This window comes from Deltaproteobacteria bacterium (assembly GCA_016218975.1).
Lineage (GTDB): Bacteria > Desulfobacterota > Deferrimicrobia > Deferrimicrobiales > Deferrimicrobiaceae > JAENIX01.
Map to the genome: position 1 here is coordinate 1 of JACRCO010000048.1, position 18,332 is coordinate 18,332.

Genomic DNA, 18,332 nt, shown 5'->3' on the forward strand with positions numbered 1-18,332 from the left:
CGAAGGGGAGCCTTCGGACCGCCGCTGCAAGGATCGACGCCACTCCGTGCGGGTCCGCTCCCTCGATACCTTCCCCCCATACCCGTTCGACCTCGTCCGCTCCGACGGCCAGGCACTCTCGAAGTACGCTTTCGGCGGCGGGAGGGGCGATGCTGACGACCCGGATCCGGGTGCCGGGGATCCGGTCCCTTAGCCGGAGTGCCTGCTCCAGCGCGATCATGTCCGGCGGATTCAGCATCCAGCGCAGCGAGGCCGGATCGACCTGTTTCCTGACGGGGTCGAGAACGACAGGATCCCGGCAATCGTGCACCGGCGCCGCGGTGACGACTAAGTGCTTCACTTCATAAATACGGTAACGCACCGAGAGCGTCGATGCGCCGCGCCGGCAAGGCGCGCGACTGAGGCATACCGTTGAGTATGGTGAAGGAGCGCAACGAAGCTGGAGCGGATGCAGCGGCGCTCGAATGCTACCGTATTTATGAAATGAAGCACTCAGCGGTGCAGGAGAAAGATCGGGCGGAGGACGTCGTAGGCGAAATAGCCGGCCATCGCCGATGCGGGAATCGTGAGTATCCATGCCCAGACGATCCGTGCGCCCACGATCCAGTTCACTTTCCTGCGTCCGTGGGTAAGGCCGACGCCGAGGATCGCCGAGGTGATGACATGCGTCGTGCTGATGGGGATCCCCATTGCGGTGGCGGTGAGGATGACCCCCGCGGAAGAAGTTTCCGCGCAGAAGCCGTGGACGGGATCCAGCTTTACGAAATCGGTCCCGACCGTCTTGATGATCCGCCATCCGCCCATCGCCGTGCCGGCCGCCATCGATGCGGCGCAGCCGAGGATGACCCAGGCGGGAATATGGAACGTATCGAGGGCGCCGTAAGATACCAGTGCGAGGGTGATGACCCCCATGGACTTCTGCGCATCGTTGGAACCGTGGGAAAACGCCATGAAGGCGGCGGAAATGATCTGGAGCTTACGGAAGTTGCGATTCAGGGGGGAGGGGTGGTATCCCCGGAAGATCCAGAATATCGCGAGCATGATGAGAAATGCCGCCAGCGTGCCGGCCAGCGGGGATACTACGATGGCGGCGAGGATCTTCGTCAGCCCATCCCATTTCAGCACTCCGAATCCGCGGTCTGCTACCACCGCCCCGACGAGCCCGCCGATGATCGCGTGGGAGGATGATGACGGTATGCCGTAATGCCAGGTGAGGAGGTCCCAGAAGATCGCTCCTGCCAGGGCAGAGAGGACGACCACCTGCGTTACGTTCGAAGGGTCCACGATCCCCTTGCCGATTGTCGCCGCAACATGAGTGGAAACGAGCGCCCCGACGAAATTGAGGCCCGCCGCCATGAGGATGGCGTTCCGGATGGACAGGGCGCGGGTCGATATGCAGGTGGCGATGGCGTTGGCGGTATCGTGGAACCCGTTGATGAAATCGAACGCCAGAGCCGAGATGATCACCAGGACAAGGAGCGCAAACGAGCTCTCAGGCATTCTTGAGAGCCACCCCTTCCAGGACATTGGCCGCATCCTCGCAGCGGTCGGTCGCCGTTTCCAGCGTTTCGTAGATCTCCTTCCACTTGAGGATCGTGATGGGGTCCTTCTCCCGGTCGAACAGGTAAGCGATGGCGTCGCGGCAGACGCGGTCGGCCTCGTTCTCCAGCGAGTTGACCTCCACGCAGTGTTCGTACACCCCGTCCATCTTCTTCGACATGCGGGCTATCCCGCGGTTCAGCTCCCTGACGGACTTGAGTATCAGGAACCCCAGCTCCTTGGCTTGAGGTGTAGGCTCGACTACCTTGTAAAGAACGATTCGAGTGGCGGCCGCGTGGATGAGGTCGATCACGTCGTCGAGCGACGATGCGAGCGCCAGGATGTCCTCACGGTCGATCGGGGTGATGAAAGTGGTGTTCAGCTTCTTCACGATGTCGTGCGTGATCGTGTCGCCCTTGTGCTCTACTTCCTCTATCTGCCGGGCCTTTTCCCTGACGTCCTCGAAATGGTCGAGGAGGTCCTTGAGGATTTCCGCGCCCTCCATGATGTTATGCGACGCCTTCTCGAACAGAACGAAGAATTCCTGGTCAGCCGGGAGTATGCGGAACATGCAGCGGCTCCTTGTTTACTTGGGGGGATATCGGAAAAATAACGCCTTGCCGGCCTATCGACAGATCGGTCCCGCCGCCGCCCAGGGGCCTCCGTTCGACATCTCCGCGAGCTTCCTTTCCGCCGATGACACAAGTTCATCGAGGATCTCCCGAACGGGTTGTACCTTCTTCACGAAAGCGACGCTCTGCCCCGCCATCAGCGACCCGTGCTCGACGTCGCCGTCAACGACGGCGCGCCGAAGTGCGCCCATCCAGAACTCCTCGAGACGGAGCTGCGCCTCCTCGCGCGGAAGCTCGCCGGACTTGACCTTGTTCAACAGGTCGAGCTGCAGGCGGTTGAAGTCTTTCGTCCCTTCGTTCACGATCGCACGCACGGGGATCGTCGGAAGCGAGGGATCGAACTGCGAGGTGGGCATGGCGTCCCGGGCCTGCGCGCGGATGAACGCTTCCTTGAAACGGGGGTGGGCTACGCACTCCTCCGCCGCGACGAACCGAGTTCCCAGCTGCGCTCCGGACGCCCCGAGCGCCAGGTACTGGGCGATCATCTCGCCGGTGCCGATCCCGCCGGCCACGAAAATGGGGACCTCGGTTATGCTGAGGAGAAATTCCTGCGCCAGGACGGACGTGGCGACGGGGCCGATGTGTCCGCCGGCTTCGTTTCCTTCGATGACCAGGGCGTCCGCGCCCTGCTTGATCAGGCGCCGCGCGAGCGACAGCACCGGCGCGAAGCAGATGACCTTGGCTCCGGAAGCCTTTGCCTGCTCGATATCCTTCCCCGAAGGGATGCTGCCCGCGAAAAAGATGAACGGCGCCTTTTCCCGGACCGCCACGTCGATGTGGTCCCGGAAAGACGGGGCTACCGTTATCAGGTTCACCCCGAATGGATATATAGTCTTCCGCCGGGTTTCCGCTATCTCATTCGCAAGCAGGTCGGGCGGCATGTTCCCCGCGGCGAGGACGCCGAATCCCCCCCCGTTCGAAATGGCGGCGACGAGGTTCGATTCGGAAACCCAGGTCATGGCGCCGCACAGGATGGCGTAACGGGTGCCGAGAAAATCGGTCCCGCGCTTCCATGCAGCGTCAAGGTGTTTCAATTCCATCGATGGCTCTCCTGAAAACGATCCGTAAAACTATATCATATGCCGCCCCGAACCGCCCCGTAAATGGAACGACCGGGAATCCCGCAGGGATTTGATATATTACCGCTATGGTTCTGCAGAGCGAGCTGTACGACATCACCATCGTCGGTGCGGGCCCCGTGGGTCTTTATGCCACCTATTACGCGGGTCTGCGGGACTGCAGGACCAAACTCATCGAGATGTACCCCCAGGCAGGCGGGCGTCTTGTCTCCATGTACCCGGAAAAAGTGGTGTTCGACGTGGCGGGGCATCCGAAGATCGTCGCCGCTGAACTGATCCGCCTGCTCACGGAACAGGCGATGCAATACCATCCGGCGGTGGTCATGAACGAGCGCGTCAACGGGCTGCGCGTGCTTGGGGAACGGGTCATCGAGCTGACGACGAACGCGGGGAAGCATTACACGCAGACGGCCATCATCGCAGTCGGTTCCGGCGCCTTCGTCCCCCGAAAACTCGACATACCGAACCTGATCGACATGGAAGGAAACGGCATCTACTACTGGCTGAAGTCGTTCGAAGGGCTCCGTGGAAAGAAGGTCCTCATCGTAGGCGGAGGAAACAGCGCGGTGGACTGGGCCCTCTCGCTGGAGGGAATCGCCGCTGAAGTCACCCTCGCTCACCGGACTTACAAGTTCCAGGCGCACGAGGCGATGGTCGACAAGCTCCTGGCTTCCAGCGTACGGGTGAAATTTCCCTATTTCGCGCTGAAGGCGGTACTGGGGGAGGACCGCGTGACCGGTGCGGTGATCTGGAACGAACGGAGCGGCAAGGAAGAGGAGATCGAAGTCGACGCCATCGTGCTGTCGATCGGGATGCTCACGAACCTGGAGCCGTTCCGGGAATGGGGTCTGAACATCGTCGGAAGCGGGATCGCCGTCGCGCCCGACATGTCCACCAACATGCCCGGCGTATACGCGGCGGGCGATATCGCCACCTACCCGGGGAAGATCCTGCTGATCACCGCCGGTTCCGGGGAAGCCGCCACCGCCGTCAATTCGGCCAAGGAATACATCGTGGCGGGGGATCTCGGCCGATAGCCGAACGGGCGCTATCTCACCCCGGGCTTTTCGATCTCGAGGAGACGGTCCAGCGCCGCCCGCAGGGCCTTCTCCGTGCCCTTCGCCAGTTCCCCGGAGTCCGTGAACAAGGAAGCGTAATCGAACCCGAGCGATTCTTTCGCGCCTGGGATCTTCGCAAGCTCCGACAGCGCCCTCTTCGCCGCCTGTCCCTCTTTTCTCCTTGCGGCGGCCGCCGCCTCGCCGAACAGCGCGCCGGGGTCCCCCGAAACCTGGGAGGAAAGGAGCCGGAAGCAGTCCGCCGCCTGGTTGTCCATGCCCAGGTACAGGTAGCCGAATCCCAGCATCCGCCGTTCGTAAGCCTCCTGGAAGTCCCGCTTCCCGAGTTCCCTGATCGCCGCCTCCCGGCGGCCGTTTGACTTCGCGAGATCGAGAACGATGGCTTTCAACAGGTAGGGGCGGAAGTAATCCGGGTCGCGCCGTATCGCCTCGTCGAGCCTTTCCAGCGCCGCTTCCGGAATCCCCTTCAGGTCGCCTGACGACGAACGCGCGGACAGGAAAAGCCGTTTGCCGAGGTTATAGTACTGGAGCGCGTAGTTCTTCGGCTTGCGGTCGAGCAGGTACTGCGCCTTTTCCGCTCGCTTCTCCTTTACGATGCCCAGGAAGGCGTCTATCCGGTCCGGGATGTCGTCGCGGGCGGCCGACGGGAAACCGGGATAGGCGTCGATGATCTTGAGCGCGTTGTCCAGGACGATCGTAGTGGGGACGCTGATAACGCCGATTTCGTTGTACACTTTCAGGCCGGCGTCCAGCACCACCGGGAACGAAAGTCCCAACTTCGCAACCGCCGATTTGACCTCGGCCATGTGTTCGGCCTTCATCTCCTGATGGTCCGCGTTGACCGCCAGGAACTTCACTCCCATCTTCTCGTAACGCCGAAGCTCCTTTTCCGCGAAGAGAAGGACATCGGGAGAGCGGGAGCTCCACGTCGCCCAGTAGATGACGACAAGCCCTTTCTCGCCCGCGAAGGACGAGAGCTTGCCTCCGCCTGCGGACACGCCGACGAATTCGTAATCGGGAACCCTGCTCCCTTTATCCATCCCGCGGAGAGCGAACGACGACGCCGACAGCGGAAATGAAAAGGCCCACAGGCAAAGAATCCCCGCGGCCGCGATTTTCCTGCAACCGTTCATCTCCCCCCCCTGCGTCTCAATACTCTATTTCAAGAATTCAACTTCGTATACATATAACCGCCCATGAATGAACGTTAGCCTCAGGGGAGGACCGGGCGAGCCGCTCCTGCGCATCCATGCGCGCGCGGCACGCTGCCCTCCATGGCAGCGAGCGAGGAGCGTAAAGCCGCAGAACGGACATGGAGCGAGAACCAACTGGTGGCATACATGCGGTGGTTCGAGCTCCGAGGCATGCGCCGAGCGGATAGCGAGGAAAAGGCGCCAGGGACGGCGCCGACAGCTTGCCGAGGCGGACCGCTTCGGACCGGACAGGAGGTCCGGGCAGAAGCGGGCCCGGGCAAGGCGTCCCCCGCGAGGGGTACCCCGCGAGGCGTGCCGAGCACGGTCAGCGTATGGGAAACGTAGCGCAAACCTGGCATCCGGATGTATACGGAGCCGAATTCATTAAAGTGAGTGTTTCGCGCGCCAGGCGGAGCGGAGCGCCTCCGCCCTGTTCGAAAATACCCCGTCCGCCCCCGCTTCAACCAGCGCGAAAAACGTTTCCGGATCGTCCACGGTGTAGGGTACCAGCGGCAGCCCCGCCTCCTTCACCTTGCGGATACGGAGAACCGTGAGTCTGCGGTAATCGGGGTGGATCGATGACAGGGAATATCGCAGGCAGAAGGAAATGTCGGACGCCGAAGGCCGTCCCGTCACCAGTCCGCACGGGAGATCCGGGCGAATTTCCCGCGCCGCAAGGCATTCCTCCCGAATGCCGGAAGACAGGACCACGGCGCCGCGGTATCCGGTCTCCGAAAGCGTCCGGCAAACCGCATTCACGCCTCCGGAGGTCTTTATATGGATATTGAGCGGGACCGCTCGCCCGACCAGTTCCAGCACATCGGCCAGGAACGGAAGCGGCTCCCCGTTTTTCAGCAGGACCTTTCGCAGGATCGCCGAGGAACTCGATGCGACGGAAAGGTTCGCTTTCGCAGTCCGGCCCGTGCGGGCGTCATGGAGCACGACCGGGACGTCGTCGGCGGTAAGCCATACATCGAACTCGATCATGTCGGCGCCGTCGGCGACGGCCAGCGAAAACGCCGAATGGGAGTTTTCGAGGGCGCGATTCGACGCCCCGCGATGGGCAACGACGACCGGTCTTTTCCCTTCACACCTGAGAAACGGATTTTCCACAGGTTAAAGATACAGCAACAGCGGGAACAGTCCAAATGGTGAGGGCGGGACCCACTCAGAATCCCGCCCTCGTAGTCCGCTTACCGCTCAGCCGCCGTCAGGGGTAGAAGAACGGGTGATACCGGTAGGAGTAGTAATATGCATTGTACTGGGCTTCGAGGTTCAGCCTCAGTCTCGTCATGTCCTCCTGCCACCTCAAGCGGTCCGCTTCCTCCCGCCGCTGCTTCGCCGCGACCTGCTCGTTGATCTTTTCCTCTTCCAGCCGGGCAGCCGCCGCCACGTTGAGGAAGACGTCCTTCCTGTTCCGGATCGCGGTCTTCGCCTCATCGCTCGTATAATTCCAGAAGACTTCGTCCCCGACGCTGACCGCGTATGGCGGTACGTTCAACATGTCGACGTATAACTCATCCCCGTAGACGCTGTAAACCTTTCCGATCCCGATGAAATCACCCTGTATGGAATAGACGGAAATTTCGTCGCCCGCCCGGAAATACCCGCTTACCTCCTGCACCAGGTAGCGGCTTCCGTCATCCCCGGCATTCCGCTTGACGACCCCGGCGGCGCGGGAGTTGGAGGAGGGAAAAGTTCTCTGCGTGATCTCGAGTTTAGCCATCTGGAGGCAACCGTTTACTTCTTCCGCCACGGCGGAGCCGGCCATCGCCCCGATAAATACTCCGACGATCAACAGGGACAATACATTCCTCGACATGGCATCGTCCTCCCATTCGCATCCGTTACGCCGCGCGACGCCAAGTGCACCGCTGCGTCTTCGGTTATTGGAATCGTTATTAAGATGCGGAGTTACGCTCAGGAGGTTCCGCTTCCCGCATGGTAAAATCCCACCGTATGTTGCGCGTGATCCATAACCCGGTCGCCGGTCCGAGGGCCGCTGCAGGGATCGACCGGATCCGGGCGTTTCTCTCCGCCCGGGGAATCCCCTTCGAAATACTCAAAACCTCCGGTCCGGGTGATGCTACCGTATTGGCGAGGGAGGCGGCGCACGCCGGGGCGGAAACGGTTATCGCCGTCGGCGGGGACGGAACGGTAAACGAGGTCGCCAACGGACTGGCCGGGAGTTCCACGAGACTTGTGGTAGTACCCCACGGAACGGGTAACGTAATATCCCGTGAAGTCGGTCTCCCTGCCACGGTGGAGGGCTGCCTGGGACTCATCGAAAGCGGTAAGACGATCGAGGTCCCGCTTGCGCGCGCTGAAAACAGGTACTTCCTGCTCATGGCCTCGGCGGGATTCGACGCCGAGGTCGTGGCGAGAATGAGCCACCGCCAGAAGAACATCCTGGGAATGGGGGCTTATTACCTGGCGGGAATACGCCACCTGGTTCGCACGCAGCCCACGTTGTGGATGGAGTTTCCCGACAGGGAACGGATGGAAGCCCAGGCCTTGATCCTGTGCCGCGGGAAAACGTACGGCATCGCCACGATGGTCCCGGACGGAAACCTGGAAGGAAGGACATTGAAGGTCATCGCCCTGTGCAAGACCGGCAGATGGGCGATCCTGCGCTTCGCGATCCAGGCGCTTCGCGGGAAGCACCTCTCCTCACCCGGGGTACATACCCGGGAAACCCGGTCCGTGTTCGTGCGCTCCCGCATCCCCTCCGCCGCCCAGGTGGACGGGGACTACCTTTGCCCCCTACCTGTCCGGTTCGAGATGACCGACACGAAGCTCCGGCTCGTGGTGCCGCAGGAATATGGAGCCCGGACGGGCTGAGTCCCCCCTACCTCAACCGCTGTCACAACGCCGCCTCCCCCGATTGACGGTCTTCCCAATACAGCGGCGAGGAAATAAGAAAATCCGCCGTTCTATGGTTGCACGCGGTCGGAACGTCGTGCAGCACGGCGAGCCTCAGCAGCGCCTTCACGTCCACGTCGTGAGGATGGGGAGAAAGCGGATCCCAGAAAAAAACGAGAAGGTCCACCTTACCCTCCGCGATCATGGCGCCGACCTGCGCATCCCCCCCTTCCGGACCGTGGCGCAGAAGGTTGACGGGGAGTCCCACGCCTGCGATGATCTCCTCCCCCGTGGACCGGGTCGCGAACAGCTCCTTGGCGGCCAGCGCATCCCTGTTGAAACGGGCCCACTCGATGATGTCCCCTTTCTTCGCATCATGAGCTATGAGAACGATCCTGTTCATACGTCTTCCTCCGCGTTCTCTGTCGGGATAATGGCCGTCGTCTGGACGGCGGAAGGCTTTTCACTTCTAAATGAGATGATCCCTCGCGAAGAAAGAATCGCCCTGTGTCTTCTTCCCCTGCGCTTCCGGCTTCGGCAGTTTGGCCCGGATGCCGGCGGGCTCCCCCATTCCGTTTCGCCGCAAGATATAATGGGACCCGATCCACCGTTCCAGGGAGATGCCTTGGGCCGATCCATCCTTATAGTGGAAGACGAAAAGGAGATCAGGGACCTCCTCGCCCACTATCTTAAAAAGGAAGGTTTCACCCCCATCCTCGCCCGTGACGGAGAGGAGGGTTTCACTAAGGCCCGTTCCGAAAAACCGGATATGATCCTGCTCGACATTCTCCTTCCGAAAATGGACGGGCTGGAGCTCCTGAGAAAGTTCCGCGCCGATCAGGAGATCGCCCGGACCCCCGTGGCGATGCTCACCGCGAAAGGCGACGAGACGGACCGGATCGTCGGGCTGGAGCTGGGTGCGGACGACTACATCCCCAAACCTTTCAGCCCCCGCGAGGTCGTCGCCCGAATAAAGGCCATCTTCAGGCGCAGCATGAAGGCCCCCGAAGAAATCGAAGAGAAGGTTTACGACTACGGCGGATTGCGTATGGACGTCCCCCGGCACGAGGTGCGGCACGACGGCAAATCCGTCCCGCTGACCACCAAGGAATTCCGCATACTCCAGGCCCTCCTGTCCGCGCCGGCGGGCCGGGTCCTCACCCGGGAATCGATCCTCGAAAAAGTCTGGGGTGGAGGGACCTACGTGACCGACAGGACGGTCGACGTCCACATCGCGAAGCTTCGGCGGAAGATCCCGTTACTTTCGAAGGCGATCGAAACGGTCAAGGACGTCGGCTACAAGTTGCGGGAGAGGTGACCGCTTGCGGGCGCGGATCTCCATCGCGACGAAGTTCTTCCTGACCTATTTCGTGATCACCGGTGCCGCGCTGACATTCGCCGGGATGGCCGGCTATCTTCAGTTCCGCAAGTATGCGACGGAGGAAGTGGACGGGAACCTCCAGAGGCAGGCACGCATCGTTTCGGAGGTGTTCCGCCCCCTTTTGGATCGGCCGTCGCCGGAACGCGGAAACATCGCCGCGGAGGGCGACCGTGTCGGCAAGGACCTGGAGATCCGCCTCACGATCATCCTGCCGGACGGGACGGTCGTTGCGGATTCCACCGTGGGGGCATCACGGATCGCGGAGATGGAAAACCACGCGGACCGGCCTGAAGTCCTGGCGGCCCTCTCCGGCGGGACCGGCGTATCCTTGCGACGCAGCATGACGGTCAGGGAGGAGGAACGGTACCTGGCCATCCCGATACTTTCCGGAGGGCGGACGGTGGGGATCGCGCGGACGGCCATCCCGGTCACGCTGCTTTACAGGAGGCTCGAACGGATCCGCACGATCACCTGGGGAACCGGAGTCGCGGCATTCCTCCTGATGCTCGCCGGGACCGCGATCCGGGCGAAACATGTGGCAGGTCCACTGAAGGAGATGACCGCCGCCGCGCGTGAGCTGGCATCCGGAAATTTCGGGAAACGCATACGCGCGAATACCGGCGACGAACTGGAAACGCTGGCGGACGCGCTGAACACCACCTCATCCCGACTCGAGGAAACCATCTCCCGGCTTGAAGCTAAAAGGACCCGGCTTGCGACGATAATCGAAAGCCTCTCCGAGGGTGTGGTCGTGGTCGGCCACGACCGCACGGCGCGGATACTGAACCGCGAAGCCGCAAACATCCTGGGAACGGCCGTCCCGCCGCCGGAGGGACGCCCCGTCGCTGAAGCGATCCGCCACCCGGAGGTACTGGCGTTCATAGACGGGTGGATAATGGGAGAGAAACCGGCGCCGAGGGAAACCTTCATCCCCACGCGCACCGGCGATCGGGTTGTCCGCATGGCGGGAGTAACGGTGCCGTCCTCAGCGAACCAGGCTCCCGACCTGCTGCTCACGCTTCGGGACGTGACGGAAGAGAAGCGGCTGGCGCGCATGAAAAGCGACTTCGTCTCCAACGCCTCGCATGAGTTGAAGACACCTCTCACGAATATCCGCGGTTATCTGGAAGCGATCGACGACTCGTTAAAGGAAGGCGCTCCGGTCGATCCCTCCTTCCTGTCGATCGCCTGCTCGAACGCGCTCCGGATGGACCGGCTCATCGACGACCTGCTCGAGCTTTCAAAGGCCGAGTCCGGGCAATCCGCGCTGGAGTACGAAGAAGTCCCGCTTCCAGCATTTCTCGACCGTGCCGCAGCGCTTCACCGTCCGTCTGCGGAGCTTGCTGGCAAGACCCTGGAGATCAAGGCGGAAAACGCCGTCCTGCGTGCGGACCTCCGCAAGCTCACCCTGGCCGTTTCGAACCTGCTGGACAACGCGATCAAGTATGGCAAGGCAGGTGGGCGCATAACGCTTTCCGGCAGAGCCGAAGAGGGAGCCTGCCTCCTGGAGGTCGCCGACGACGGGCCGGGGATTTCTTCCGAGCACCTACCGAGAATCTTCGAGCGGTTCTACCGGGTGGACAAGGGCAGGTCCCGCGACCTGGGGGGGACCGGCCTGGGCCTCTCCATCGCGAAGCACATCGTCGAGTCCCACCAGGGAACGATCCGCGTCGAAAGCCGCCTCGGCGTCGGAACACGGTTCTTCATCCGTATCCCCGTGTAGATCGTTTTCAGCCGCCGCTTTCTTAACACGAACTTAACACCCTCCTCACGTCTCCTTGAACTACATTCCGTAGGATTCCTTCATGGCTATTAGTTCAGGCAAAAATATATGGAGGAAAGAGATGATGAGAATGCGTTACGGCTGGATGATCTGCTTGTTGTTCGCTGCATTGTCCTTCGCTGCGGCGGTTCCGATGGCGGCTGCGCAATCGCTTTCGATCACCGGGGCGGGGGCGACGTTCCCTTACCCGCTCTATTCGAAATGGTTCTACGAGTATTCCAATTCACACCCGGGATTGAAGTTCAATTACCAGTCGATCGGCTCCGGCGGCGGCGTCAGGCAAATCACCGCGGGGACCGTCGATTTCGGCGCCAGCGACGCGCCTTTGACCGAGGATGAACTTAAAAAACTTCCCGGCCCGATCTTCCACATCCCCACGGCGATCGGCGCGGTGGCGGTCGTTTACAACCTCAAGGGAGTGGCCGCGGGCCTCAAACTGACCCCTGATGTTTTCGTGGATATCTATTTAGGGAGGATCAAGCGCTGGAACGATCCGGGGATCGCATCCCTGAATCCCGGAATCCCGCTTCCGGCGGCGAACATTATTGTCGCGCACCGCTCGGACGGTTCGGGGACGACGGACATCTTCACCAATTACCTCTCGGCGGTCAGCTCCGAGTGGAGGGCGAAGATCGGCCGCGGAAAATCGGTCAATTGGCCGGTAGGAATCGGCGGTAAAGGAAACGAGGGAGTCGCGGGGGTGGTGAAGCAGACACCCGGCGCCATCGGGTACGTCGAACTGGCCTACGCCATGCAGAACAGGATGACGGCGGCCGCCCTTAAGAACAAGGATGGGAACTTCGTACTTCCGACGCTCGATTCCACCTCCGCTGCGGCGGCCGGGGCGTCGAAAACGATGCCCGCGGACTTCCGCCTGACGCTGGTGAACGCCCCGGGGAAGGACTCCTACGGCATCTGCGGGCTGACCTGGCTGCTGATCTACAAGGACCAGAGGGACGAGGCGAATGGGAAGGCGATAGTCGGGTTTCTAAAGTGGGCGATCCGCGACGGCCAGAAGATGAACGCGCCGCTCCTCTACGCCCCGATCCCCGCGCCGGTGGCGGAAAAGGTGGACAAGACCATCCGCCAGATCAATTACAGGGGGAAAAGCCTGTATTGATCACCCCCGGAAGGCACGTAATGGCAGATGATCGGGTACACCGCGAGGCGTGCGAGCCTCGTAACTTCACACAGACGAAGCGCCTTTCGGGGGCGTAATTACCGGGGAGATTGAATCGTGCGCGGAGCATCCGACAATCCGAAGGACCTCATCTTCGAGAAGACGACCGCCTTCTTCGCGTTCGGCGTGTTGTTTCTCGCCGTCCTTCTTTTGGCGCTGCTGGTGCGGGAGTCGCTTCCCGCGATCAAAAAATTCGGCGCATCGTTCCTGCTGACGAAAACGTGGGACCCTGTCGCGGAGGATTTCGGGGCCCTCACGTTCATATACGGAACTATCGTCTCATCCTTCATCGCGCTCCTTATCGCGGTCCCGCTTGCGGTCGGGTCCGCCATCTTCATCAACGAGTTCGCGCCGGATTGGCTCAAAACCCCCGTCGCGTTCCTCGCGGAGCTCCTCGCTGCCATACCGAGCGTGATCTACGGCCTTTGGGGAATCTTCGTCCTTGTACCCGTCCTGCGGGACTTCCTCATGACGCCGGCGGCGGAATACCTCGGGTGGATCCCGTTCTTTACGGGACCCGTGTACGGACCCAGCATGCTGGCGGCGGGCGTCCTCCTCTCCATCATGATCATTCCCTTCATCCTGTCCGTGAGCCGGGAAGTCCTGGCGACCGTCCCGCGCCTTCAGAAGGAGGCGGTACTTTCGCTCGGCGGAACCCACTGGGAGATGATCCGGATCGTCATAGGCCAGCACTGCGTCCCGGGGATCTTCGGCGCGACGATCCTGGGGCTGGGCCGGGCGCTGGGAGAAACGATGGCGGTCACCATGGTGATCGGGAACCGCCCCGACATCCTGCTTTCGGTATTCCAGCCGGGATATTCGATGGCGGCGGTGATCGCCAACGAGTTCACCGAGGCGACCGGCGAGATTTACCTGGCGGCGCTGGTGGAAATCGGCCTGGTGCTGTTCCTGCTTACGTTCGTTGTGAACCTCGCGGCGAAGTGGATCCTCAAGACGATGGTTAGCCGCGCGTCACGGGGGATTTGAATCCATGGAAACGATCGCATATCGCCGAAAAGCCGCCGACCGGGCCGCCAAGACGATGTTCGCAGTTTCGGCGCTTCTCGTCGTCCTGCCGCTCTTCCTCATCTTCTTCGACCTCCTCTGGAAAGGCGCAAGGGAACTGAAATGGACGCTATTGACCGATCTCCCGCATCCGGTCGGAGAGCCCGGCGGAGGGATCGCAAACGGAATCCTGGGTACACTGACCATCGCCGGCCTCGCCATGGCAGGCGGCATCCCGGTTGCGGTCATGTGCGGCATCTACCTTGCCGAATACGGACGGGGAAAGTTCGCCTCCGTCGTCCGGTTCGGCGTGGACACCCTGGCCGGGGTCCCCTCCATCATTATGGGGATCTTCGGGTACCTGCTGTGGGTCATCCCCATGAAGCGGTTCTCCGCATGGGCGGGGGCGGCTGCGCTTGCGATGATCTTCATCCCCGTCGTAGTCCGAACGACCGAGGAGATGCTGCGCACGGTCCCGCAGTCGGTAAGGGAGGCGGCGCTGGCGCTGGGGATCGAACGGTGGAAGACGACGCTCTTCATCACGGTGCGGACCGCCACTGCCGGAATCGTCACCGGGATACTGCTGGCGATGGCGAGGATAGTCGGGGAGACCGCCCCTCTCCTGTTCACTGCGCTGGGAAACCAGTTCTGGCAATCGGGGCTGGACCAGCCGATCGCGGCCGTCCCGTTGCAGGTATTCAATTACGCGATCTCGCCGTACGACGACTGGCACGACAAGGCGTGGGCAGGAGCCGTCGTCCTCATAGGAATGGTCCTTCTCATCAGTATAGGAGCGCGCTACTTCACGAGGGTGAAGAAGTAGGAGGAAACGATCGATATGGAAAACGCCCTGCAGGTCAAGGATCTCAACGCCTGGTTCGGCGATAACCAGGTGCTGAAGAATATTTCAATGGATATCCAGCGGAACTCCGTCACCTCGGTGATGGGACCTTCCGGATGCGGAAAGAGCACCTTCATCCGCTGCCTGAACCGTATGCACGACCTCACTCCCGGCTTCCGCGTATCGGGAGAGGTCTTCTTCGACGGGCGGAACATCTACTCGGAGAAGATCGACCCGGTCCTTCTGCGCCGGAAGGTCGGAATGGTCTTCCAGCAGCCGAACCCCTTCCCCCGGATGACCGCGTTCGAAAACGTGGCCGTTGGGCTGAAATTCAACGGGAAGAAGCGGTCCCGCGCCGAAATGGCGGAGGTGGTGGAGAAATCGCTGCGGATGGCGGCGCTCTGGGACGAACTGAAGGACCACCTGGACCGGCAGGGGGCAAGCCTCTCCGGGGGGCAGCAGCAGCGCCTATGCATTGCGCGGGCCCTGGCCGTGGAGCCGGAGGTCCTGCTGATGGACGAACCCTGCTCGGCGCTGGACCCGGTATCCACAGCGAAGATCGAAGAGCTTATCGAGGACTTGAGCGACAAGTACACGATCGTGGTCGTCACGCACAACATGCAACAGGCGGCGAGGATTTCCGACTTCGTCGCCTTTTTCCTGCTGGGAGACCTGATCGAGATGGACAAGGCGGCAAAGATCTTCACGAACCCGGCCGACAAGCGGACGGAGGAATACATCACCGGCAGGTTCGGATAATTCGGATAATATGGTAGACGGGGAGCGGACATGAAAAAGCATTACAGGGAAGAGCTGGGAATCCTGCGGGAAACGGTTCTCCGGATGGGGGGGCTGGTCGAGCAGATGACCCACCGGGCCATCCAGGCGCTGGTGGAGCGGAAAGCCGAAATGTTCGCCGAGGTCAGGGTGATGGAGACCCAGGTAAACCAGCTCCATATCGACGTCGACGAGATATGCCTGGAGATGATCGCGCTGCGGCAGCCCACCGCCGCGGACTTAAGGTTCATCACCGCCGCCATGAAGATCAACACGGACATGGAGCGGATCGGCGACCAGGCGATCAACATCACCGAGCAGGCGGAGTTTCTCCTCACCGTACCGCCCGTCAAGCCGCTGATCGACATTCCGCGAATGGCGGAGATCGCCAAGGAAATGCTGCGGGACGCGCTCGACGCCTTCGTAAACGGGAACGACGAACTGGCTTACGCCACCATACGGAAGGACGACCTGGTCGACCAGTTGAAGGACCAGGTATTCAGGGAGTTGTTGACCTACATGATGGCCGATCCGGGCACAATCTCGCGGGCGTTGAACCTCATCCTGGTTTCCCGGCATGTCGAGCGCATCGCCGACCACGCGACCAACATCTGCGAAGACGTGATCTTCATGGTCAAGGGAAAAGACATCCGCCACCAGGGGCCGCTGGCCTGACGGCAGCCCCCGTACCGCGCCGCGGGCCTACATTATCCGGCGTATCGTTTGCTGCGACGCATCGTTCCGCTTCTCGCGAACGTCGACGATGTCGCCCGCGACCAGTTCCAGAGCGTCACGCATCCCGCGCGCGTCCAGCCGCCAGCAGTTGACGTAGAAGCCGTACAGCAGCCTTCCCACGTTCTCGGCGCTTCCGAATACGACGTTTCGGGTCTTTTCGCCCTCCTTGGTAAGAAGGACGAAGTTTTCCACCAACGCGGGAGGGCCTCCGTCCACCGCTATCGAATAGGTTTTCCGATCATCCGAAACCAGGATCTCGATTTTCATATCCAACCTCCTGTCGGTAAGATGTGGCTCGGCGCAAAAAAATTCATCCCGTTGGAGGATTTTCCATGCGCTACCTGATACTCGGAAGCGGTCCGGCCGGGATCGCCGCCGCCAGGGCGGCCCGGAACATGGATCCGGATGCGGAAATAGTCATCGCCACGGAAGAACTCTCCTACCCCTACATAAGGCCTCAGATTCCGGATGTCGTTTCCGGAGAGCGGGAGCCCGACTCCATCGCCGACCCCCAGGGCGCTGCGCTCGCCGCGGAAAGGATCGCGGTCCGGCAAGGAAAGCGTGCGCGGCGGGTGGACGCCGCCAGGAACCGGGTGGCCTTCTCCGACGGCACTGAGGAAACGTACAATTTCCTCCTCGTCGCCACCGGCGGGAAGCCCATCGTCCCCCTTTCGCTGATGGGAAACCCGGGGTCGTATTTCCTGCTGAACACCCTGGCGGATGCGATACGAGTCAGAACCCGCGCGATGCGCTCGGAAGCGTCCGTTGTCTACGGTCCGGGCTACCTCGGAATCGAGGCATCGCGTGTCCTTCGGAAACTGGGCCAGCAGGTGGCCTGGGTGAACCCGGGCCTCCCCCGGTTCGGGAACCCCATCTCCGGGGAAATGGAAGCGATCGCCACCGGGCGCCTGAGGGATAACGGCGTACGAATCCTGGAAGGGACCGATATCGCGGACGCCTTCGACCTTGACGGCGGTACCTACTCCGTCGTGACGACGGGGGGCGAGACGATCCGATGCCAGATGATCGTGGTGGCAACGGAGCGGCTTCCGGCCGTGGGTTTCCTGGAGGGGAACGGCGTGAAGGTCGGAACGGGCGTCCTCGTCGACGAATATCTCCGGACAAGCGTCTCCAACATTTTCGCCGCGGGTGACTGCGCGGAGGTGTTCGACATCAACCGCAGGGAGAGCCGCATCAACTTCGGCTGGCGCAGCGCCTTGAAGCAGGGGCAACTGGCCGGGGAGAACATGGCCGGCGGCGTAAAGCTTTATATCCGGAACACGGAAGACTATTTCGGGCTATTGTACGGATCGGCTCTTTCCGAACGGATCACGGAACAGGGGCGCAAGGCCGGTTAACGGGTTAATAGTCGATCCCTTTTTCCGCCTCGATTCCGACGTCGTATGGATGCTTTACATTGCGCATCTCGGTTACGAGGTGGGCCGCCCGCATCACTTCCTCGTGGGCGTTCCGTCCGGAAAGGATCAGGTGGACCGTATCCGGTTTCTCACGGATGAGCGAGAGCACGTCTTCGAGCGGAATCAGCCGAAGGTGCAACGCAACGTTGACCTCGTCCAGGATAACGATGTCGTACTTTCCTGACAGCATTTTCTCGCGGGCGGCGGCAAGCGCCTTCCCGGCGGCGGCGGCATGCTCGGAGAAGTCCAGGGTGTCCCCCATGATGCCTACGAACCCCTTTCCCATCGGGACCAGCTCGAATTCCGGAGCCAACCGCTTCGCCCCGTCGAGCTCTCCGTAGTGGAGCGAGCCTTTTATGAACTGGATCATTACGATGCGCATGCCGTAACCGACCGCCCGCACCGCCATTCCCAGGCAGGAAGTGGTCTTGCCTTTGCCGTCCCCCGTAAGCACCAGGACAAGACCGTTTCGCTTCTTGTCGGGTATCCGTCTCACCGATCGGGATATGCGGGCGCTCATGGTTTTTCGTTTTTCCATGGAGGCTGATGTCCAGGCGCTTTTATGATGTCGAAATACCCTTCGCGTTTCGGGCGATCAGGTTGGAGGTATGATAAGAAAAGAACCCCGGAAATGCTTTCGAGGAGGCCGGCATGGCGGTGGAGAAGAGGCGCTGCATGATCTGCGGTAAGGAAAAGGAGATGACCGACACCATCTGCGATACCTGCAAGGCGGAGATCCGCGGAGAAGCCGTCGACAAGCACCGGCAGATCAGGAAAGACGCGGACCGGGAGCTTCGCAAGGAAGGCGTGAAGCCCGACAGCAAGTGACGA

The 18,332-nt window shown here is 61.5% G+C and carries 21 protein-coding genes; 11 read left to right on the forward strand and 10 right to left on the reverse strand.

The window, feature by feature from the left end; all coding sequences use genetic code 11:
- The 4 genes from HY896_06260 to HY896_06275 all read right to left on the reverse strand — a co-directional run.
- On the reverse strand, positions 1 to 340 hold a 340-nt coding region (locus tag HY896_06260; protein MBI5575952.1), incomplete at its 3' end, for an electron transfer flavoprotein subunit beta.
- Between the two features lie 152 nt (positions 341 to 492).
- A complete protein-coding gene (locus HY896_06265; protein ID MBI5575953.1) occupies positions 493 to 1,500 on the reverse strand; it encodes an inorganic phosphate transporter in 1,008 nt (335 codons plus the stop codon).
- Positions 1,493 to 2,110, reverse strand: coding sequence for a DUF47 domain-containing protein (locus tag HY896_06270; GenBank protein ID MBI5575954.1), 618 nt, complete (start codon positions 2,108 to 2,110; stop codon positions 1,493 to 1,495). Before HY896_06270 ends, HY896_06265 begins: the two co-directional genes overlap by 8 nt.
- A gap of 54 nt (positions 2,111 to 2,164) precedes the next feature.
- Positions 2,165 to 3,211 carry a nitronate monooxygenase gene (locus HY896_06275; GenBank protein ID MBI5575955.1) on the reverse strand — a complete coding sequence of 349 codons (1,047 nt, stop codon included), beginning with the start codon at positions 3,209 to 3,211 and terminating at the stop codon, positions 2,165 to 2,167.
- 107 nt (positions 3,212 to 3,318) lie between these two features.
- On the opposite strand from HY896_06275, the gene HY896_06280 reads away from it, so the two are divergent.
- Complete coding sequence (locus HY896_06280) at positions 3,319 to 4,287, forward strand: NAD(P)/FAD-dependent oxidoreductase (protein ID MBI5575956.1); 969 nt, start codon at positions 3,319 to 3,321, stop codon at positions 4,285 to 4,287.
- An 11-nt stretch (positions 4,288 to 4,298) separates the two neighbouring features.
- On the opposite strand, the gene HY896_06285 is transcribed toward HY896_06280, so the two are convergent.
- From HY896_06285 to HY896_06295, 3 genes are all read right to left on the reverse strand, one after another.
- Positions 4,299 to 5,459 (reverse strand): redoxin family protein, encoded by a 1,161-nt coding sequence (locus tag HY896_06285; protein MBI5575957.1) that lies wholly within the window; start codon positions 5,457 to 5,459, stop codon positions 4,299 to 4,301.
- Positions 5,460 to 5,903: 444 nt separating this feature from the next.
- Positions 5,904 to 6,632 (reverse strand): glycerophosphodiester phosphodiesterase, encoded by a 729-nt coding sequence (locus tag HY896_06290; GenBank protein ID MBI5575958.1) that lies wholly within the window; start codon positions 6,630 to 6,632, stop codon positions 5,904 to 5,906.
- Between the two features lie 97 nt (positions 6,633 to 6,729).
- Complete coding sequence (locus HY896_06295) at positions 6,730 to 7,341, reverse strand: hypothetical protein (GenBank protein ID MBI5575959.1); 612 nt, start codon at positions 7,339 to 7,341, stop codon at positions 6,730 to 6,732.
- A 119-nt stretch (positions 7,342 to 7,460) separates the two neighbouring features.
- Between HY896_06295 and HY896_06300 the strand changes: the two genes are divergently transcribed.
- On the forward strand, positions 7,461 to 8,360 hold the full coding sequence (locus HY896_06300) for a diacylglycerol kinase family lipid kinase (GenBank protein ID MBI5575960.1): 900 nt from the start codon (positions 7,461 to 7,463) through the stop codon (positions 8,358 to 8,360).
- Between the two features lie 22 nt (positions 8,361 to 8,382).
- On the opposite strand, the gene HY896_06305 is transcribed toward HY896_06300, so the two are convergent.
- Positions 8,383 to 8,784: a methylglyoxal synthase gene (locus HY896_06305; protein ID MBI5575961.1), complete on the reverse strand. Its 402-nt coding sequence runs from the start codon at positions 8,782 to 8,784 to the stop codon at positions 8,383 to 8,385.
- 189 nt (positions 8,785 to 8,973) lie between these two features.
- On the opposite strand from HY896_06305, the gene HY896_06310 reads away from it, so the two are divergent.
- The 7 genes from HY896_06310 (at position 8,974) to phoU (ending at position 16,023) form a co-directional block, all read left to right on the forward strand.
- The gene (locus tag HY896_06310; protein MBI5575962.1) at positions 8,974 to 9,699 is read left to right on the forward strand and encodes a response regulator transcription factor; all 726 of its coding nucleotides are present in this window, start codon (positions 8,974 to 8,976) and stop codon (positions 9,697 to 9,699) included.
- Between the two features lie 4 nt (positions 9,700 to 9,703).
- Positions 9,704 to 11,485, forward strand: a complete 1,782-nt coding sequence (locus HY896_06315; GenBank protein MBI5575963.1) for a HAMP domain-containing protein — start codon at positions 9,704 to 9,706, stop codon at positions 11,483 to 11,485.
- Positions 11,486 to 11,630: 145 nt separating this feature from the next.
- Entirely contained in the window at positions 11,631 to 12,665 is a 1,035-nt protein-coding gene (gene pstS, locus HY896_06320; protein ID MBI5575964.1) for a phosphate ABC transporter substrate-binding protein PstS, read from the forward strand.
- Positions 12,666 to 12,779: 114 nt separating this feature from the next.
- Complete coding sequence (gene pstC, locus HY896_06325) at positions 12,780 to 13,712, forward strand: phosphate ABC transporter permease subunit PstC (GenBank protein MBI5575965.1); 933 nt, start codon at positions 12,780 to 12,782, stop codon at positions 13,710 to 13,712.
- Between the two features lie 4 nt (positions 13,713 to 13,716).
- The gene (gene pstA, locus HY896_06330) at positions 13,717 to 14,553 is read left to right on the forward strand and encodes a phosphate ABC transporter permease PstA (GenBank protein MBI5575966.1); all 837 of its coding nucleotides are present in this window, start codon (positions 13,717 to 13,719) and stop codon (positions 14,551 to 14,553) included.
- 15 nt (positions 14,554 to 14,568) lie between these two features.
- Positions 14,569 to 15,330, forward strand: coding sequence for a phosphate ABC transporter ATP-binding protein (gene pstB / locus HY896_06335; GenBank protein ID MBI5575967.1), 762 nt, complete (start codon positions 14,569 to 14,571; stop codon positions 15,328 to 15,330).
- Positions 15,331 to 15,360: 30 nt separating this feature from the next.
- Positions 15,361 to 16,023: a phosphate signaling complex protein PhoU gene (phoU, locus tag HY896_06340; GenBank protein ID MBI5575968.1), complete on the forward strand. Its 663-nt coding sequence runs from the start codon at positions 15,361 to 15,363 to the stop codon at positions 16,021 to 16,023.
- A gap of 27 nt (positions 16,024 to 16,050) precedes the next feature.
- Here phoU and HY896_06345 read toward each other — a convergent pair whose 3' ends face one another.
- On the reverse strand, positions 16,051 to 16,350 hold the full coding sequence (locus HY896_06345) for a hypothetical protein (GenBank protein MBI5575969.1): 300 nt from the start codon (positions 16,348 to 16,350) through the stop codon (positions 16,051 to 16,053).
- 65 nt (positions 16,351 to 16,415) lie between these two features.
- Here HY896_06345 and HY896_06350 point away from each other — a divergent pair, with 65 nt between their 5' ends.
- A complete protein-coding gene (locus HY896_06350) occupies positions 16,416 to 17,441 on the forward strand; it encodes an FAD-dependent oxidoreductase (GenBank protein MBI5575970.1) in 1,026 nt (341 codons plus the stop codon).
- 4 nt (positions 17,442 to 17,445) lie between these two features.
- Here the strand turns inward: HY896_06350 and cobO are convergent, their stop codons facing one another.
- A complete protein-coding gene (gene cobO / locus HY896_06355) occupies positions 17,446 to 18,021 on the reverse strand; it encodes a cob(I)yrinic acid a,c-diamide adenosyltransferase (GenBank protein ID MBI5575971.1) in 576 nt (191 codons plus the stop codon).
- 131 nt (positions 18,022 to 18,152) lie between these two features.
- On the opposite strand from cobO, the gene HY896_06360 reads away from it, so the two are divergent.
- On the forward strand, positions 18,153 to 18,329 hold the full coding sequence (locus tag HY896_06360) for a hypothetical protein (protein MBI5575972.1): 177 nt from the start codon (positions 18,153 to 18,155) through the stop codon (positions 18,327 to 18,329).
- Positions 18,330 to 18,332 lie beyond the last annotated feature (3 nt).

Excerpts from the sequence above, each read along its gene's own strand:
- HY896_06360 (MBI5575972.1), top strand. The coding sequence starts at position 18,153 with ATGGCGGTGGAGAAGAGGCGCTGCATGATCTGCGGTAAGGAAAAGGAG.
- cobO (MBI5575971.1), bottom strand. The coding sequence starts at position 18,021 with ATGAGCGCCCGCATATCCCGATCGGTGAGACGGATACCCGACAAGAAG.
- pstA (MBI5575966.1), top strand. The coding sequence starts at position 13,717 with ATGGAAACGATCGCATATCGCCGAAAAGCCGCCGACCGGGCCGCCAAG.
- HY896_06300 (MBI5575960.1), top strand. The coding sequence starts at position 7,461 with ATGGTAAAATCCCACCGTATGTTGCGCGTGATCCATAACCCGGTCGCC.
- HY896_06275 (MBI5575955.1), bottom strand. The coding sequence starts at position 3,211 with ATGGAATTGAAACACCTTGACGCTGCATGGAAGCGCGGGACCGATTTT.
- pstS (MBI5575964.1), top strand. The coding sequence starts at position 11,631 with ATGATCTGCTTGTTGTTCGCTGCATTGTCCTTCGCTGCGGCGGTTCCG.
- HY896_06265 (MBI5575953.1), bottom strand. The coding sequence starts at position 1,500 with ATGCCTGAGAGCTCGTTTGCGCTCCTTGTCCTGGTGATCATCTCGGCT.
- HY896_06270 (MBI5575954.1), bottom strand. The coding sequence starts at position 2,110 with ATGTTCCGCATACTCCCGGCTGACCAGGAATTCTTCGTTCTGTTCGAG.
- HY896_06280 (MBI5575956.1), top strand. The coding sequence starts at position 3,319 with ATGGTTCTGCAGAGCGAGCTGTACGACATCACCATCGTCGGTGCGGGC.
- phoU (MBI5575968.1), top strand. The coding sequence starts at position 15,361 with ATGAAAAAGCATTACAGGGAAGAGCTGGGAATCCTGCGGGAAACGGTT.
- HY896_06285 (MBI5575957.1), bottom strand. The coding sequence starts at position 5,459 with ATGAACGGTTGCAGGAAAATCGCGGCCGCGGGGATTCTTTGCCTGTGG.
- HY896_06350 (MBI5575970.1), top strand. The coding sequence starts at position 16,416 with ATGCGCTACCTGATACTCGGAAGCGGTCCGGCCGGGATCGCCGCCGCC.
- pstB (MBI5575967.1), top strand. The coding sequence starts at position 14,569 with ATGGAAAACGCCCTGCAGGTCAAGGATCTCAACGCCTGGTTCGGCGAT.
- HY896_06305 (MBI5575961.1), bottom strand. The coding sequence starts at position 8,784 with ATGAACAGGATCGTTCTCATAGCTCATGATGCGAAGAAAGGGGACATC.
- HY896_06295 (MBI5575959.1), bottom strand. The coding sequence starts at position 7,341 with ATGTCGAGGAATGTATTGTCCCTGTTGATCGTCGGAGTATTTATCGGG.
- HY896_06345 (MBI5575969.1), bottom strand. The coding sequence starts at position 16,350 with ATGAAAATCGAGATCCTGGTTTCGGATGATCGGAAAACCTATTCGATA.
- HY896_06310 (MBI5575962.1), top strand. The coding sequence starts at position 8,974 with ATGGGACCCGATCCACCGTTCCAGGGAGATGCCTTGGGCCGATCCATC.